General features: G+C 63.6%; 14 protein-coding genes. 5 read left to right on the forward strand and 9 right to left on the reverse strand.

The genetic code is table 11. The features are described from left to right. Window positions 1–234 precede the first annotated feature (234 nt). Together ACQCST_RS07260 and ACQCST_RS07265 are read left to right on the forward strand one after the other, a co-directional pair. On the forward strand, window positions 235–996 hold the full coding sequence (locus ACQCST_RS07260) for an isoprenyl transferase (RefSeq protein ID WP_426999105.1): 762 nt from the start codon (window positions 235–237) through the stop codon (window positions 994–996). Window positions 997–1,316: 320 nt separating this feature from the next. Then, window positions 1,317–2,759, forward strand: coding sequence for a PhoH family protein (locus ACQCST_RS07265; RefSeq protein ID WP_426998610.1), 1,443 nt, complete (start codon window positions 1,317–1,319; stop codon window positions 2,757–2,759). Window positions 2,760–2,878: 119 nt separating this feature from the next. Here ACQCST_RS07265 and ACQCST_RS07270 read toward each other — a convergent pair whose 3' ends face one another. Beyond that, window positions 2,879–3,523: a GNAT family N-acetyltransferase gene (locus ACQCST_RS07270; RefSeq protein WP_426998611.1), complete on the reverse strand. Its 645-nt coding sequence runs from the start codon at window positions 3,521–3,523 to the stop codon at window positions 2,879–2,881. 48 nt (window positions 3,524–3,571) lie between these two features. Next, entirely contained in the window at window positions 3,572–4,363 is a 792-nt protein-coding gene (locus tag ACQCST_RS07275; RefSeq protein WP_426998612.1) for a hypothetical protein, read from the reverse strand. A 57-nt stretch (window positions 4,364–4,420) separates the two neighbouring features. Between ACQCST_RS07275 and ACQCST_RS07280 the strand changes: the two genes are divergently transcribed. Beyond that, window positions 4,421–4,978, forward strand: coding sequence for a prepilin peptidase (locus ACQCST_RS07280; RefSeq protein WP_426998613.1), 558 nt, complete (start codon window positions 4,421–4,423; stop codon window positions 4,976–4,978). Window positions 4,979–5,332: 354 nt separating this feature from the next. Continuing rightward, window positions 5,333–5,722, forward strand: coding sequence for an META domain-containing protein (locus tag ACQCST_RS07285; protein ID WP_426998614.1), 390 nt, complete (start codon window positions 5,333–5,335; stop codon window positions 5,720–5,722). Window positions 5,723–5,903: 181 nt separating this feature from the next. Here ACQCST_RS07285 and ACQCST_RS07290 read toward each other — a convergent pair whose 3' ends face one another. The 3 genes from ACQCST_RS07290 to ACQCST_RS07300 form a co-directional block, all read right to left on the reverse strand. Beyond that, a complete protein-coding gene (locus tag ACQCST_RS07290) occupies window positions 5,904–7,340 on the reverse strand; it encodes a class II fumarate hydratase (protein WP_426998615.1) in 1,437 nt (478 codons plus the stop codon). 85 nt (window positions 7,341–7,425) lie between these two features. After that, complete coding sequence (locus ACQCST_RS07295; protein ID WP_426998616.1) at window positions 7,426–8,040, reverse strand: carbonic anhydrase; 615 nt, start codon at window positions 8,038–8,040, stop codon at window positions 7,426–7,428. A gap of 9 nt (window positions 8,041–8,049) precedes the next feature. After that, window positions 8,050–8,730, reverse strand: a complete 681-nt coding sequence (locus ACQCST_RS07300; protein ID WP_426998617.1) for a DUF4245 domain-containing protein — start codon at window positions 8,728–8,730, stop codon at window positions 8,050–8,052. Window positions 8,731–8,946: 216 nt separating this feature from the next. On the opposite strand from ACQCST_RS07300, the gene glpX reads away from it, so the two are divergent. Further along, the gene (gene glpX / locus ACQCST_RS07305) at window positions 8,947–9,966 is read left to right on the forward strand and encodes a class II fructose-bisphosphatase (RefSeq protein WP_426999106.1); all 1,020 of its coding nucleotides are present in this window, start codon (window positions 8,947–8,949) and stop codon (window positions 9,964–9,966) included. Between the two features lie 80 nt (window positions 9,967–10,046). On the opposite strand, the gene ACQCST_RS07310 is transcribed toward glpX, so the two are convergent. From ACQCST_RS07310 to ACQCST_RS07325, 4 genes are all read right to left on the reverse strand, one after another. Next, window positions 10,047–10,175, reverse strand: coding sequence for a hypothetical protein (locus ACQCST_RS07310; protein WP_426998618.1), 129 nt, complete (start codon window positions 10,173–10,175; stop codon window positions 10,047–10,049). Window positions 10,176–10,298: 123 nt separating this feature from the next. Beyond that, on the reverse strand, window positions 10,299–11,228 hold the full coding sequence (locus ACQCST_RS07315; protein ID WP_426998619.1) for a lipid II:glycine glycyltransferase FemX: 930 nt from the start codon (window positions 11,226–11,228) through the stop codon (window positions 10,299–10,301). A 4-nt stretch (window positions 11,229–11,232) separates the two neighbouring features. Continuing rightward, on the reverse strand, window positions 11,233–12,483 hold the full coding sequence (manA, locus tag ACQCST_RS07320) for a mannose-6-phosphate isomerase, class I (protein ID WP_426998620.1): 1,251 nt from the start codon (window positions 12,481–12,483) through the stop codon (window positions 11,233–11,235). A 66-nt stretch (window positions 12,484–12,549) separates the two neighbouring features. Continuing rightward, the gene (locus tag ACQCST_RS07325; RefSeq protein ID WP_426998621.1) at window positions 12,550–14,184 is read right to left on the reverse strand and encodes an LCP family protein; all 1,635 of its coding nucleotides are present in this window, start codon (window positions 14,182–14,184) and stop codon (window positions 12,550–12,552) included. Window positions 14,185–14,194 lie beyond the last annotated feature (10 nt).

Consider the following 14,194-nt stretch of genomic DNA (forward strand, 5'->3'; position numbering starts at 1 on the left):
CGCACCGCGGCGTCGTCCACTGGGCTCCGCCCTGGGTCTGATGAAGCCCCGGCCTGGCTTCCAGGCGTGTTGCTGTTCATGGTTCAAGAATAACCTACGCTTCAGTAAGTTACCCGTGGGTAATATGATTGACGCCGGCTGAATACGCTTAAGATGAACATCCTGTCGCGCTCCGGACGGTAGCCTAGGAATTCCACTGCCGTTAAACCTCAAGAAAGCCAGGTGAACCTCCGGATGGAAATGCCCGGGATCCTCTACGGCTTCTACGAGCGCAAGCTGCTCCGATCCCTGAGGGCGGACCGCATCCCCCGGCACATCGGCGTTATGGTGGACGGAAACCGCCGGTGGGCCCGGCAGTTCAATGCGCCCACCAGCCAGGGTCACCAGGCCGGCGCTGATAAGATCCACGAGTTTCTTGGCTGGTGTCAGGAGCTTGGCGTCAAGGTTGTCACCCTCTACATGCTTTCCACGGATAACATGAGCCGTTCAGGCGAAGAGCTTGACCTGCTGATGGGTATCATCGCCAACACCCTGGACCGTCTGGACGAGGACGCCAATATTTCGGTGCATGCCATGGGCGCACCGGAACTCCTGCCGGACTACCTCGCGGAGCGGCTCAACAAACTGACGGCCCGCACGCCTGTGCAGGAGAAAATCCACGTCAACGTTGCCGTGGGCTATGGCGGACGCCGCGAAATCGTGGACGCCGTACGCGAACTGCTCCATGACGCAGTTGCCAGGGGGGCAGACATCGGCGAACTGGCAGACGGGCTCAGCGTGGACGACATCTCGCGGTTCCTTTATACCCGCGGCCAGCCTGATCCTGACCTCGTCATCAGGACATCCGGCGAACAGCGGCTCTCCGGATTCCTGATGTGGCAGAGCGCCTACAGCGAGTTCTATTTCTGCGAAGCACTGTGGCCGGCCTTCCGCAAGGTGGACTTTCTGCGCGCCCTCCGCGACTACGCCGGCCGGCAGCGGCGCTTCGGCTCGTAGCCGGTTTCGTGTCCCGTCGGGTTCCACATACTCTCAGGTTCCACATGCTGTCGGGTTCCGTATCGTGGCAGGCTCACCGGTGAACCGCGGTTCATCTGCAATTCACATCACAGCAACAAGAATCGCCGACGAATGAAACCGGAAATTATGGCCGGCGGATTTACGTTATACCCATCAGCAGGCAAACCGCCCGCTGATCGGGGAGGCCACTACATGGAGCGGATTTTCGCACCGGTTGTAGGGGAGGCCGCGTCCGGCCTCCAGGCCGAGCCGCCTCACCAATAACAATTCCGGGCATAAGCCCCGGGGCTGGAGTCGATGTGGCTATTTCTGAACAACTGCCCGACGTCATTTCCGACCAGGGAGAGAAAGCTACCTCTCGCGCCAAGCGAGCCGCCTCAAGGACCGGTACAGCGAAGCAAAACGCTGTGACCGGTCTTGCTGTTTCCGGCGCCGCACCACGGCCTGGTACCGCAGTCCGCAGCTACGTCATTGACACCTCGGTGCTGCTCTCGGATCCGCACGCGCTGCTGCGCTTTGCTGAACACGAGGTCATTGTTCCGATCGTGGTCATCACTGAGCTCGAGGGCAAGCGGCACGACCCCGAACTGGGCTATTTCGCACGCAAAGCACTGCGGCTGATGGATGATCTGCGCATCAAACACGGCGGACTCAACCGTCCCATTCCCATCGGGAACGACGGCGGCACCCTGCTGGTGGAGATGAACCATATCTCCGCAGAGGTGCTTCCGGCCGGATTCCGGGGCGGCGACAACGACAGCCGCATACTGGCCGTTGCCAAGAACCTCTCCAACGAGGGCCGCGACGTGACGGTGGTGTCCAAGGACCTGCCCATGCGCGTCAAAGCCTCTGCCATGGGGCTGCTGGCGGACGAGTACCGTAACGAACTTGTCAAGGACTCGGGCTGGACGGGCATCGCCGAAGTGGAGGCCAGCGAGGAGGAAATTTCCACGCTTTACGGCCACGAGCCCGTGTATATCCCGGCTGCGGCCGAGATGCCGGTCAATACGGGCCTGGTGCTGCTCTCCAACCGGGGGTCGGCGCTGGGACGCGTGGGTGCGGACAAGCAGGTCAGGCTGGTCAAGGGGGACCGCGACGTCTTCGGACTGCACGGCCGGTCCGCGGAGCAGAGGCTGGCAATCGACATGCTGATGGACCCGGCTGTCGGCATTGTGTCGATCGGCGGACGGGCCGGTACAGGCAAGTCCGCGCTGGCACTATGCGCGGGCCTGGAAGCCGTGCTGGAGCGCCGCGAGCACCGCAAGGTGATTGTGTTCCGGCCCCTCTACGCCGTGGGCGGCCAGGAGCTCGGCTACCTCCCCGGTTCCGAGTCGGAGAAAATGAATCCCTGGGCACAGGCAGTTTTCGACACCCTCGGCGCACTGGTCAGCCAGGAAGTCGTGGAAGAGGTCATGGACCGCGGCATGCTGGAAGTCATGCCGCTGACCCACATCCGCGGCCGCTCGCTCCATGACGCGTTCGTGATTGTCGACGAGGCACAATCGCTGGAGAAGAACGTCCTCCTCACAGTGATGAGCCGGATCGGACAGAATTCGAAGATCGTCCTCACCCACGACATCGCCCAGCGCGACAACCTCCGCGTGGGCCGTCACGACGGCGTCGCCGCCGTCGTCGAAACCCTCAAAGGCCACCCGCTCTTCGGCCACATCACCCTGACCCGCTCCGAGCGCTCGCCGATCGCGGCCCTCGTGACGGAACTGCTTGAAGGGGCAGAGATCTAGGTAGCTCGGCATTGCCGGCGAAAGCCGGCCGTCCACGCGTGCTCGCTCATTCTTCGCTTAGACGCACGCTTCCGGACGGCCGGCTTTCGCCGTGTTTAATTTCTTGTGATCTCAGCCCTTCAGAGCCCTAGGTATGTGGCGGCGGGCTCGTGGCCTTCCACCTTCAGGGTCCAGTCCGGACGCTTGAATGTCTCCGGGGTCAGCCGGACCTTTTGGACGTTCTGGCGTTTGCCGCCCCAGGCGGTGCGCGTCCGGCCGTTGAGCTCGTAGCCGAGGGAACGGGAGACGCCGAGGGAAGCGTCGTTCCATGCTGCCGCTTCGGATTCGGCAACTTCAGCGTTGAGCCAGTCAAAGGCATAACCAACGACGGCGGCGCGCATCTCCTTGCCGAGCCCGCGGCCCTGGACGGACTGCTTGAGCCACGAGCCGGTGGTGACGGTTTTCAGCGTGGCGAAATCCTTGGCCTCGACGTCCTGGCAACCAACGAACTCGCCGTCGTACCAGATGCCAAATAGCAGGGTCCAGGATTCCGGCGACATGCCTCCCCTGCACCGCCAATACCAGTGCGCCATGTTGGGGCCAAGGCTCTCGGCAGGAAGCTCCGTCCAAGGATTGCTGAACGGACTCCTGCCGGGTTCGTGGATGCCGCTCATGGCGGCTTCGGCTGCTGCCGGGATGTCTTCGTCGGTGATGGGCCGCAGGACCAGCCGGGGTGTGAACAGCCTGAGGCCGAAGATGGGCCAGATGGTGGATAGTTCGTTCATCCCGGAAGCCTAGCGGACGGTCTGAGGTCCGGCGTGTCACGCCCCCGATCAGGCCGGAATGTCCCAGCTGATGTGCCGGCGCACATCAGTGAGGTTCATCGATTCGGCGAGGAACAGGTCATCGAGCATGTACTCGTCAACCGCCATGATGCGCAGCCAATGACCGTAGGATGCTGTTGCCTTTTCCAGGGAGTGGCTGGCAACACACACACCGGTGCCTGCGTCGATCCGCACCAGCGTGCGTCCCGGCAGGCAGATCGGCATCCCCGGATCCGACGGGCTGTACGCCGGGTTGGGGGTCAGTACGGTTTCGAGGGCTGGACGGCCCTCATGATCCACCTCCCGTACCGCTCCCACTCCCACCGCGTTGGAGCTCGGGAACTCGATGGGCACCGGGGCGTTGCCGGCAAGCTCAACGGGGTCCAGGGCCGCGGCAAAGCGGCCGTTCCCGAATCCGGGCTCGCCATAGGCGGCCTCCGGACGGCGCCGTACCAGTCCGCCGTCGTCGTATACGGGCGTGACCAGTTGCGGTGGCAACAGCCAGGACTTTCTGGTGGCGCTGACGTAGAAGCCGTCGCGTGAGTCATTGATGCCGGTTGTGCTGTGGAGGACAAGTCCCCCCGCGGATTCCAGCCGCAGCGCGCCCGGGCGGCGGAGCCATGCCTTGACCATGGCCGGTTCCGCCGCTGCGTCCATGCGTGGTTCGTCCGCATACTCAAACCGGAGTGTCTGCCACTTCCAGGGGGAGGAGCGGCACAGGCTCCGGAACATCCTGGGCATATCTGCGGGCGTGATTCCGCTGCTGTGGTCCGGCCGGCGTTTGGTGTCCCAGGTACCCATGTCCACAGTTTACGCGCGGGTCCAGCGGCGGAGCGGGTAATCCAGTAGCATCCGAGAGTGATCCGACGACTTGGCGAACTTTGGGGCGCCACCCCGCTGGCGTTCTGGCTGGTGCTGGCTGCGTGTCTGTATTTTCTGGTGATGGCCGTGCGGCTGACCGTCATTGACGTGCAGCACCACCTGCTGCCCAACCGGATCGTCTTTCCGTCCTACGCAGTGGCCGGAGTGCTCCTGCTGGGGGCCGTTACCACCGTTTCAGTGTCCACTCGGGTGCTGGATGACGTGCCCGACGGCGGCGCAGGGCTTTGGGGGGTCCCTGGACTCAGGGTGGTGGCCGGGGCAGCGGTCCTGTGGCTCTTTTACTTTGCGCTGCGGCTGGTGTATCCGCCGGGGATGGGCTTCGGCGATGTGAAGCTCGCCGGGGTCCTGGGAATGTACCTGGGTTATCTGGGGTGGACCCATGTTTTTGCCGGCACGTTCGCTGCCTTCCTGCTGGGCGGTTTATGGAGCCTTGGACTCCTCGCGGCCAGACAAGGAACCCTGAAATCGTCCATACCGTTCGGCCCGTTCATGCTTGCGGGCACGGCAGCGGCATTGGTCCTGCTGCCGGCCTGACAGGAGGCCGGTGCTGCCGGGCCGTGGATGTCCGGCGGCCTTGGACCTGACGCCGAACCGTAACCGGATTGGCTTTCGTGATGTGCCGTACCGGGGGCAGACTGGGCGTAACGTACCCGGCGATTCATCGCCATACTCCGTTCGGGGGGGGCATCTGTGACGTATCGTAGCCGGCTCTTGATGGCCTTGGCCGTGCCGCTTTTGGTGGCTTTCCTGGGAGGCTGTGGCGGTCTGCCGGGCGCACCGGCGCCCAAAGGGACGCCCCTGGAGCTCCCTTCCCCCGGGAGCTCCAGCCTCCCCGCTCGGCCTGACGCCCCGCCGGATTCGCCGACGGTACTTCCCACCACCCCGGTCATGCCTACCCCCACATGCGAGGGCGGGCCGTTCGGGTGCCAGGCATATACCTCCGTGAGCGGCAGGGATTCAAGCGGGGAACTGGCCTGGCTGAAGGACCAGCCGCTGGTGGTTTCCTCTGTATTTGTCAACGGAACCTGGACCGTGGGCGTCAAGACCCCGTGCAATGGCCTGGGCGTGGAAGTGGATGTCCGAGGGGACCAGCTGATTCCAGGCTCGATCGTATCCAGCGCCATGGCCTGCCCAGGGCCGGAGAGTGGCTATGAAAACTGGACCCATGGGCTTTTCAAGAAGGCCGTGACCTGGACGCTGGACGGCCAGTCACTGGTCCTGCAGAACAGCTACGGCACAGTGGTGTTAGTGGATTCCGGGCCCAACCCGAATCTGTGAATCGAAGAATGAACGCACTTCGAACCCTGACGAAGCGGCGCGGACTTAACGAAGCAGGGGCGCCGCAACCCCCAAAGTTACGGCGCCCCTACAGGCTCAAATGTTGCCGACCCGGGACGGGGCCAACGACGGCCGGCGCCTTTCGTTCGAAAGGTACCGGCCGCCGTCGGGGGCTGGTGCGTCAGGCCTTGTGTGGCGGGCGCGTCATGGACATAACGTCCAGGGCCGTGTCCAGCTGCTCTACGGTCAGCTCGCCGCGCTCAAGGAAGCCCATGGCAACCACCGTTTCGCGGATGGTGAGGCCCTCGGCCACGGCCTTCTTGGCGATCTTGGCGGCGTTTTCGTAGCCGATGAACTTGTTCAGCGGGGTCACGATGGAGGGCGAGGCCTCGGCCAGGAAGCGGGCGCGCTCCACATTGGCGGTGATGCCGTCGATCATCTTGTCCGCCATGACGCGGCTCGTGTTGGCCAGCAGGCGTACGGACTCGAGCAGGTTGGCGGCCATCACGGGAATGCCGACGTTCAGTTCGAAGGCGCCGTTGGTGCCGGACCAAGCGATGGCCGTGTCGTTGCCGATGACCTGGGCACACACCATGATCGAGGCCTCGCAAATGACAGGGTTGACCTTGCCGGGCATGATCGAGGAGCCCGGCTGCAGGTCCGGGATGGAGATTTCGCCGAGGCCCGTGTTAGGACCGGAGCCCATCCAGCGGAGGTCGTTGTTGATCTTCATGAAGGAGATCGCGATGTTTCGCAGCTGGCTGGACGCTTCGATCAGGCCGTCGCGGTTGGCCTGAGCCTCGAAGTGGTCGCGGGCCTCGGTCAGCGGGAGCCCGGTGTCGGCGGCGAGGAGTTCGATGACGCGCTCCGGGAAGCCGGCCGGGGTGTTGATGCCCGTGCCCACGGCCGTGCCGCCCAGGGGCACTTCGGCCACGCGTGGGAGGGAAGCGTTGATGCGCTCCACGCCGTAGCGTACCTGCGCGGCGTAGCCACCGAATTCCTGGCCCAGGGTCACGGGCGTGGCGTCCATGAGGTGCGTGCGGCCGGACTTCACGACGTCCTTGAATTCAAGGGCCTTGCGTTCCAACGACTCCGCCAGATAGCCGAGTGCCGGGATGAGGTCATTGATCAGCGCTGAGGTGGCGGCGACGTGAACGGAAGTGGGGAACACATCGTTGGAGGACTGTGAGGCGTTGACGTGGTCGTTCGGGTGGACAACTTTGTCGCTCCCGGCGGCCTTGAGGGCGCGCGTTGCCAGTTCAGCTAGGACCTCGTTGGTGTTCATGTTTGAGGACGTGCCGGAACCCGTCTGGAAGACATCGATGGGGAAATCGCCGTCGTACTTTCCGGCGGCCACCTCATCGGCAGCGTCAGCGATTGCCTGGGCCAGCTCACCGTCGAGCACACCCAAATCTGCGTTGGCCTGGGCAGCAGCCTTCTTGACCCGCGCGAGGGCTTCGATGTGTGCCCGTTCCAGGGTCTTGCCGGAGATCGGGAAGTTCTCGACCGCTCGCTGCGTCTGGGCGCGGTACAGGGCGTTCACGGGGACGCGGACTTCGCCCATGGTGTCTTGTTCAATGCGGAACTCTTCAGTGTGCAAATCTTCTGTGGAAGTCATGGGGCTAGCTTATTGCGACGGGCGGCTGCACCGAAAACCGTGAACGGAGTGCTGCACCCGCTGGCATGGGCCCCAGACAGCCCGCCTAGAGCTCGCCGATTCCGGAAACGATGTCGGCCCGGCCATCTGCCAGGCTGTAGGACAACCCAATCACTGCCGCACGCCCGTTTTCGATTGCGGCGGAAATCACACGGGAGCTGTCTACCAGGCGTTGGGAGGTCTGCTTGACGTGCTCCACCACCATGTCGTTGACCTCATGCTGGCCGTTGCGAAGCGAAGTGAGGACTGACGGGGTGATCCGTTCCACGAGGTCGCGCATAAAGCCGACGGGCATCAGCCCCGTTTCGACGGCGATCTTGGTGGCGCTGACGGCGCCGCAGCTGTCATGCCCCAGGACAACGATCAGGGGCACCCCCAGCTCGCTGATGCTGTACTCAAGGGAGCCCAGCACGGCGTCGTCGATCACCTCGCCTGCTGTGCGCACCACAAAAGCGTCTCCGAGACCGAGGTCGAAAATGATCTCGGCAGCAAGTCTTGAGTCCGAGCAACCGAAGATGACCGCAAAGGGGTGCTGGTCTTCCAGGAGGGAGGATCGACGTGAGGCGTCCTGGTTGGGGTGCGAGGATTCGCCATTGATGAAGCGTTCGTTGCCCTCGCGCATGCGCCGCCAGGCCAGTGCGGGAGTCAGATAGGTTGCCACGCCTCTACCTTACGGCGTGGGGCTGGCTGAAGGGGCAATGATTACTTCCGGGTTGCCGTCCAAGGAATGCACGACGGCGGTCGCGAGAACCGTGAACTCGTCCAGCTGCGCCGTACCGGACAGGACAACGGTGGTTCCGCGGTACGCCAGAATCATGCTTTTCTCGCCCTTGCCGGTGTCGCGCAGTTCCCAGTCCTTGTCGCCGGCGCTTCGTGCGCCGGTGATCTGGGCGTTTTTTGTCTGCTGCAGCAGCCAGGTGGGATTGGCCTGCCGTGTCTGGACCAGGCCGATAAAGGATTCCTTGGGCGTCAGGTACCCCACCTCCCACGTGGGCACCCCGTTGGCGGTACCGGACTCCCAGCGGGCGTAGTTCGGGCGGAATGTGTCGCCGGTTTCGGGGGCAACAGGTGTGAATCCCGCCACATCCGTGGCGTTCTTTGCGATGGCGCTGACATTGATGTCGGGATGGAAGCCGTCCGTCTTCGGAGCCGGGTTCATCAGGACGATAGGCAGGAACGCCGCGATGCTCACAACCAGGGCAATGATCATGCCGGGCACCGATGCGTTGGCCCGCTTTGCCGCAGCGGCGGGGATTACCGGCCTGATGGCTGCCTGCCCGGAGGTTTCGCCGGTGGAGGCCTGTCCGGGCGCACTGCGGTTCTGGGCGGTCGTTTCCTGCTTTTCACTCACCTTTCTATAGTCGCCTATGTGAGGCCCGAACTCACATTCGCGGCACTCGCCAGATGCCATTCCACTCCGTGGTCATCCCATGACCTCCGGGGTACCCCGCGACTATGATCAATATCAGAGGAATCACCGTCACCGCCTTAAGTCACCGCCTTAAACGGGGGCGCACGGGTTCAATGATCGCCACTCAACGAAGAGGTTCACGTGTCACCAGCACCTATGACCCAGCAATATTCCACGATTTCCCCGTCCCTGGCGGTCGGGATCGACGAGCCGGACCGCAACCTTGCTCTTGAACTTGTCCGTGTCACCGAAGCCGCGGCTATTGCCGGTGGCCACTGGGTTGGTTTCGGAGACAAGAACAAGGCTGACGGCGCCGCCGTCGACGCCATGCGCTCTTTCCTTCAGACCGTTCATTTCAATGGCGTTGTGGTTATCGGCGAAGGCGAAAAAGACGAAGCCCCCATGCTCTTCAACGGTGAGCATGTCGGTGACGGAACGGGCCCCGAATGCGACGTCGCCGTGGATCCCATCGACGGTACCCGCCTGACGGCCCTGGGCATCAATAACGCCCTGGCCGTCCTGGCCGTGGCCGAGCGCGGCTCCATGTTTGATCCCTCTGCCGTGTTCTACATGGAGAAGCTGGTCACCGGTCCGGAAGCTGCGGACATGGTGGATCTGCGTTTGCCGGTCAAGCAGAACCTGCACCTGATCGCCAAGGCCAAGGGGGTCAAGGTCAACCAGCTCAACGTCATGATCCTGGACCGCGACCGGCACCGCCCCCTCGTGGAGGAGATCCGCGAGGCAGGCGCCCGCACCAAGTTCATCATGGACGGCGACGTCGCCGGCGCCATCGCTGCTGCCCGCTCCGGTACCGGCGTTGACGCGCTCATGGGTATCGGCGGAACGCCCGAAGGCATCGTTGCTGCCTGCGCCATCAAGTCCCTCGGAGGCGTCATCCAGGGCCGACTGTGGCCCACCAGCGATGACGAGAAGCAGAAGGCCATCGACGCCGGCCACGATCTGGACCGGGTTCTGTCCACCAACGATCTGGTCTCCAGCGACAACTGCTACTTCGCTGCTACCGGTATCACCGACGGCGACCTCCTCAAGGGCGTGCGCTACTCCAAGGACAAGGTCCTGACCCAGTCGATCGTTATGCGGTCCAAGTCCGGCACCATCAGGTTCGTGGACGGCGAGCACCAGGCCAGCAAGTGGGAAGGCTACGCCCGCCGCTAGCCCTTCATTTTAGCGCGAACGAACACTTGAGGCCCCGGATCCTGCCGATTCGGGGCCTCAAGTGTTCGTTCGGCCTGGTGTCAGGCGCGGGATTCGGTAGGCAGCGGAGCCGTGCTTGGCCTTCGCACGCGGATGGCTGCGCGGACTTTTTCGACAATAAACGGCTTGTCGCCGTCGTGCACCACCATTTCGCCGGGCTGGAACATCATACGGTGCCCAACAACATCACGGCGTCCGGGCTTACTGCCCTCTCGTTCCCTTGCGACGTGGATTCTCCAGTCTTCCCCGTAGCCTTTTGCCGGACACCCCGCGACTGACGGGGGATGCGGGGTTCAGCGGAGTTTGTCGCGGAGCCTGCGGGCGAGCTGGTACGTGCGGTAACGCAGCTTTTTTACGGGGAGATCCCAGGTTCCGGGGTAGGCGATTTCGCGGCCCCCGAAGGACTTCTTGAATGCCGTGAATCCGGCCCACTTATGATCGGGCCGGTCATCCGGGGCCACGCCCCACAGATCCACGTGCTTGAGACCCTTGTCCTTGGCATCGGCCATCAGCGTAACGAGCAAGGGGATGCCGGCGCTGAGCTTCCGGTGGGAGTCGTCCAGCGCTGCGTGCGCGTAGGTGCGGGTGTCCGCGGAGTCGTAGGCCAGGGCTGCCGCGATGGGGCCGCCGTGCAGCTCCGCAATGAACAGAGTCGCGGCACCGGACGGCATCAGCGACCGGGCCACCTGGCTTAGGTAGTCGTCGCTTTGCGGCTTGAAACCGTTGCGCCGGGCGGTCATGTGCAGGAAGTTCAGGAGTATCCGGATGTCCTCCGGATCCTGCGACTTCCGGAACGTCACGCCCTTTTTATGAATATTGCGGTAAAGGTTGCGGTTGACCGGCTTCATCCGGGCCAGAACCTCTTTGAAGTCCGGCTCCAGGTCAACAATCGAGCTCAGCTCGGGCTGTTGGCTGGCCGGGGCCGGTTGCAGGCCGCGGCCGCGAAGCAACTCAGCGGCACCAGCCGTCCCGAGGCCCACCGGCTCGATCCGCACGAAGACAGCACCGCATGACCGGGCAGCGTCCGTGAGAGCGGCCAGGGCGGCATCGAACGCTTCCGCTGAAGACGCGACGGGACCGTACGGGGCATACACGACTTTCCCGGCAGGATTTTTCTCCTCAACTGCAAGGAAGCTCCAGCCCTGGCCGGACCGCTGGTGCACCCTCCGGCCCAGCGATTCCTGAAAATCCGCCCAGGCCTGGGTCTGAAGGAAGTACTCCACCGGATCAGGCCTTCATCGACGTGGTCACGGCGAACGCAATGGCGGTCTCCACGGCTCCGGACACCGGGTGGACGTTGACAGGAGCTTCCGACGCCGGCAGGAAGGCACTGCAGCCGTGGCCCAGCTGAAGATCGCTCTTGGGCGAATCGAGGTACACGGCGCCCGAAACCACAATGATCACCGCCGCACCAGACTGCGCCAGCGGTACCGGTGAGCCGCCGGGCTCCACTTCGACCCGCTGCAGCTGGAATTCACGGAACGGCGGCTGGTACAGCTCCTGGCCCAGGCCGGAGATCTCCGGGACCAGCATGGGTACTCCCACGGCCTCGAAGGCGATGGTCCTCAAAAGCTCCGGGATGTCTACGAATTTGGGTGTCAGCCCGCCGCGCAGCACATTATCCGAAGAGGCCATGACTTCAACACCCAGCCCCTGCAGATAGGCATGGGCGTTGCCTGCCGGGAGATACACAGCCTCGCCGGGAGCCAGCGAAATCCTGTTCAAGAGCAGGGAAATGAGCACCCCTGGATCGCCGGGGTACTGGTTGTTGAGGCTCACCACGGTGGAAAGTTCGGTCTGGTATGGGGCCATGGGCGCCCCGGATATCAAGGCCGCCGTGACCATGGCCGTCGCGTCCGCTACGTTCTCGCCGCCGGCAATGATCCGTTCGAAGGCCGCTCTCAGAGCTTCGCCCTCGTCTGGCAGTGCGAGGTCATCCAGGACCTGGCTCAGCAGCGGTGGAACGACTTTGCCGGTTAGGTCAAAGCACTCGGCGAGGTGGAGGAAAATATCACGCGACTTCGCTGCTGACCGGAAGCCGCACAAGGCCTCAAAGGTGGTGAGCGCGAAGATCATCTCTGGCTTGTGGTTGTCATCCCGGTAGCTCCGGTTAGGCGCGTCAGCGGCAAGGCCTTCGGAATTTTCACGGGTAAAGCCGGCCTTCGCCTGCTCAAGACTGGGATGCACCTGCAGCGACAGCGGCTGTGCAGCAGCCAGAATCTTGGTCAGGAACGGCAGCCGTGGTCCGAACTCGGCCACTGTGGACTCGCCCAGAAAATGCACCGGATCCTCGGCGATCAGTGCGTCGAGGGGCACAAGAGTGCCGTCCGGCCGTCTTGCAACGGACGGGGAGTCCGGGTGCGCTCCGATCCACAGTTCCGCCTCCGGCCCCCCTGACTCCGGCCGTCCCAACAGCCCGGCGATCGCCGTCGTGGATCCCCAGGGGTAGGGGCGGAGAACGTTGTCAATTTCGTACACGGCCGGGGGTCCTTGTCTCTGGCTCAGGGGATTCTTGCACGGATTCGGGTAACTCAGGCGCTGGAGTTACAGGGGCGCGCACTGGCCGTTGGTGGACACCAGATCACGGATCGCCTGTTCATTTCCCTGGCTCTTGAACGCGTTCAACATCTTTTCGGTGATTGGCTCACCGCCCGGCGTGGTGGTCGTCGGGGTGAAGTCCGACGACGACGGCGGCGTGGTTTTCGCGGGCGTCGCCGCGGGCGTCAGGCCGGCTGCCATCAGGTGTCCGGTGCCGGCGGACGGCTCGCGGAGGACGTCCCCGGCAGCGCCGGCTGAGGGGGAGGACTGTGCCGCAAGCAGCTGGCTGACGCGCTGGTGGATGAGATCAAAATCCGGCACGGTGGAGAACGACGCGTCGAAGTCCGGGGGGCCGATGGTCAGCCGGCTGACGTCTCTACCCTTGGCCTTCATGGCGAGGTCAACAAAGCTTCCGAGCTGGCCCGATGAGATATTGGATTCGACCACCTTGGTACCGGCGTTTGCGATGTCCTCGAACTTGGACAGCAGCGTGGCAGGGTCGAGCTGTTTCAGCATGGCCTGCTGGACGCACTGCTGTCGCTGGATGCGGGCGTAGTCGTCGACGAATTCACGGGAGCGGCCGTACCAGAGGGCGTGGTAGCCATCCAGTTTCTGATCGCCGGCGGGGATCCAACCTAGAGGCATGCCATGTATTCCGTTGGCTTCATCCACCATGTCGCCACTGATGGGCACCCAGCCACCTGCCTTGATCCGGATGCCGCCCATGGCATCAATGAGCTTGGCAAAGCCGTCCATGTCCACCAGGACATATGCCTGGACCTTTATTCCGAGTGTGCCTGATACAGCTTCCAAAGTGGCCTGGGCACCGGGATCTGCGACTCCGGGATACAGATCCTTGTGCTCATTGGTGACCTCGGTATTGAGGGCGTTGATGAGGCATTCGTCGCCGCAGTTGTAGCCATCCGGATAGATCTTGCGCATGGGGGAGCCTTCGCTGAACTGGGCGTTCTGCAGGTTCCGCGGCACTGAAATAATGGCAGTCTGCCCCGTCTTGGCGTCCACGCTCAGGACCGAAAGGCTGTCCGGGCGGCGCCCGGTGCGGTCTGCCCCGGCATCTCCCCCCATCATCAGGAAGTTGTAGCGGCCGTCCACAGGATCGATGGCGGGTCCGTTGGCGTTGAAGATGCTGCCTATGGCGTTCCTGCCGACATTGAGCAGATAGGCCGCATAGCCCAGAGAACCGCTGCTGAGCACCATGGCCAAAATCAGTGCTCCGCCGACTATCGGCCGCATGCCCGGGGCCAGCAGAACGGGACGGATCAGCCTGAGTGTGTTGATGAACAGGGCGGCCCAGCCGATTGCCAGGGCGATGAGGAAGATGACGATCAGGAGTGAGGCAAACGGGTTGGTGATGATGTTGATGAGCAGCGAACGGTCGGCGACCAGCAGCACCAACGCCAGAATTACCAGCACCCAGACTGTGAGCGTGACCCGCAGGGCAGCCCTGCCGAGTTTCCGGTCGCCAGCAACGATCTGGGCGCTTCCGGGCATGAACAGCGTCATAAGCACCAGCAGAAACGCCCGTTTGGTCCTGACCGGGGCAGGCGCACTCGCCGGGTGGCGGACCGGATCCGTCAGGGCAGTCTGTGGGGCCGGCTGGCGTGATTGCGGAGTGGACATGACCCGGTTC

Source organism: Pseudarthrobacter sp. N5 (assembly GCF_050157035.1).
GTDB lineage: Bacteria > Actinomycetota > Actinomycetes > Actinomycetales > Micrococcaceae > Arthrobacter.

Excerpts from the sequence above, each read along its gene's own strand:
- ACQCST_RS07260 (WP_426999105.1), top strand. The coding sequence starts at position 235 with ATGGAAATGCCCGGGATCCTCTACGGCTTCTACGAGCGCAAGCTGCTC.
- ACQCST_RS07310 (WP_426998618.1), bottom strand. The coding sequence starts at position 10,175 with ATGATGTTCCAGCCCGGCGAAATGGTGGTGCACGACGGCGACAAGCCG.
- ACQCST_RS07285 (WP_426998614.1), top strand. The coding sequence starts at position 5,333 with ATGCCTACCCCCACATGCGAGGGCGGGCCGTTCGGGTGCCAGGCATAT.
- ACQCST_RS07275 (WP_426998612.1), bottom strand. The coding sequence starts at position 4,363 with ATGGGTACCTGGGACACCAAACGCCGGCCGGACCACAGCAGCGGAATC.
- ACQCST_RS07290 (WP_426998615.1), bottom strand. The coding sequence starts at position 7,340 with ATGACTTCCACAGAAGATTTGCACACTGAAGAGTTCCGCATTGAACAA.
- ACQCST_RS07325 (WP_426998621.1), bottom strand. The coding sequence starts at position 14,184 with ATGTCCACTCCGCAATCACGCCAGCCGGCCCCACAGACTGCCCTGACG.
- glpX (WP_426999106.1), top strand. The coding sequence starts at position 8,947 with ATGACCCAGCAATATTCCACGATTTCCCCGTCCCTGGCGGTCGGGATC.
- ACQCST_RS07270 (WP_426998611.1), bottom strand. The coding sequence starts at position 3,523 with ATGAACGAACTATCCACCATCTGGCCCATCTTCGGCCTCAGGCTGTTC.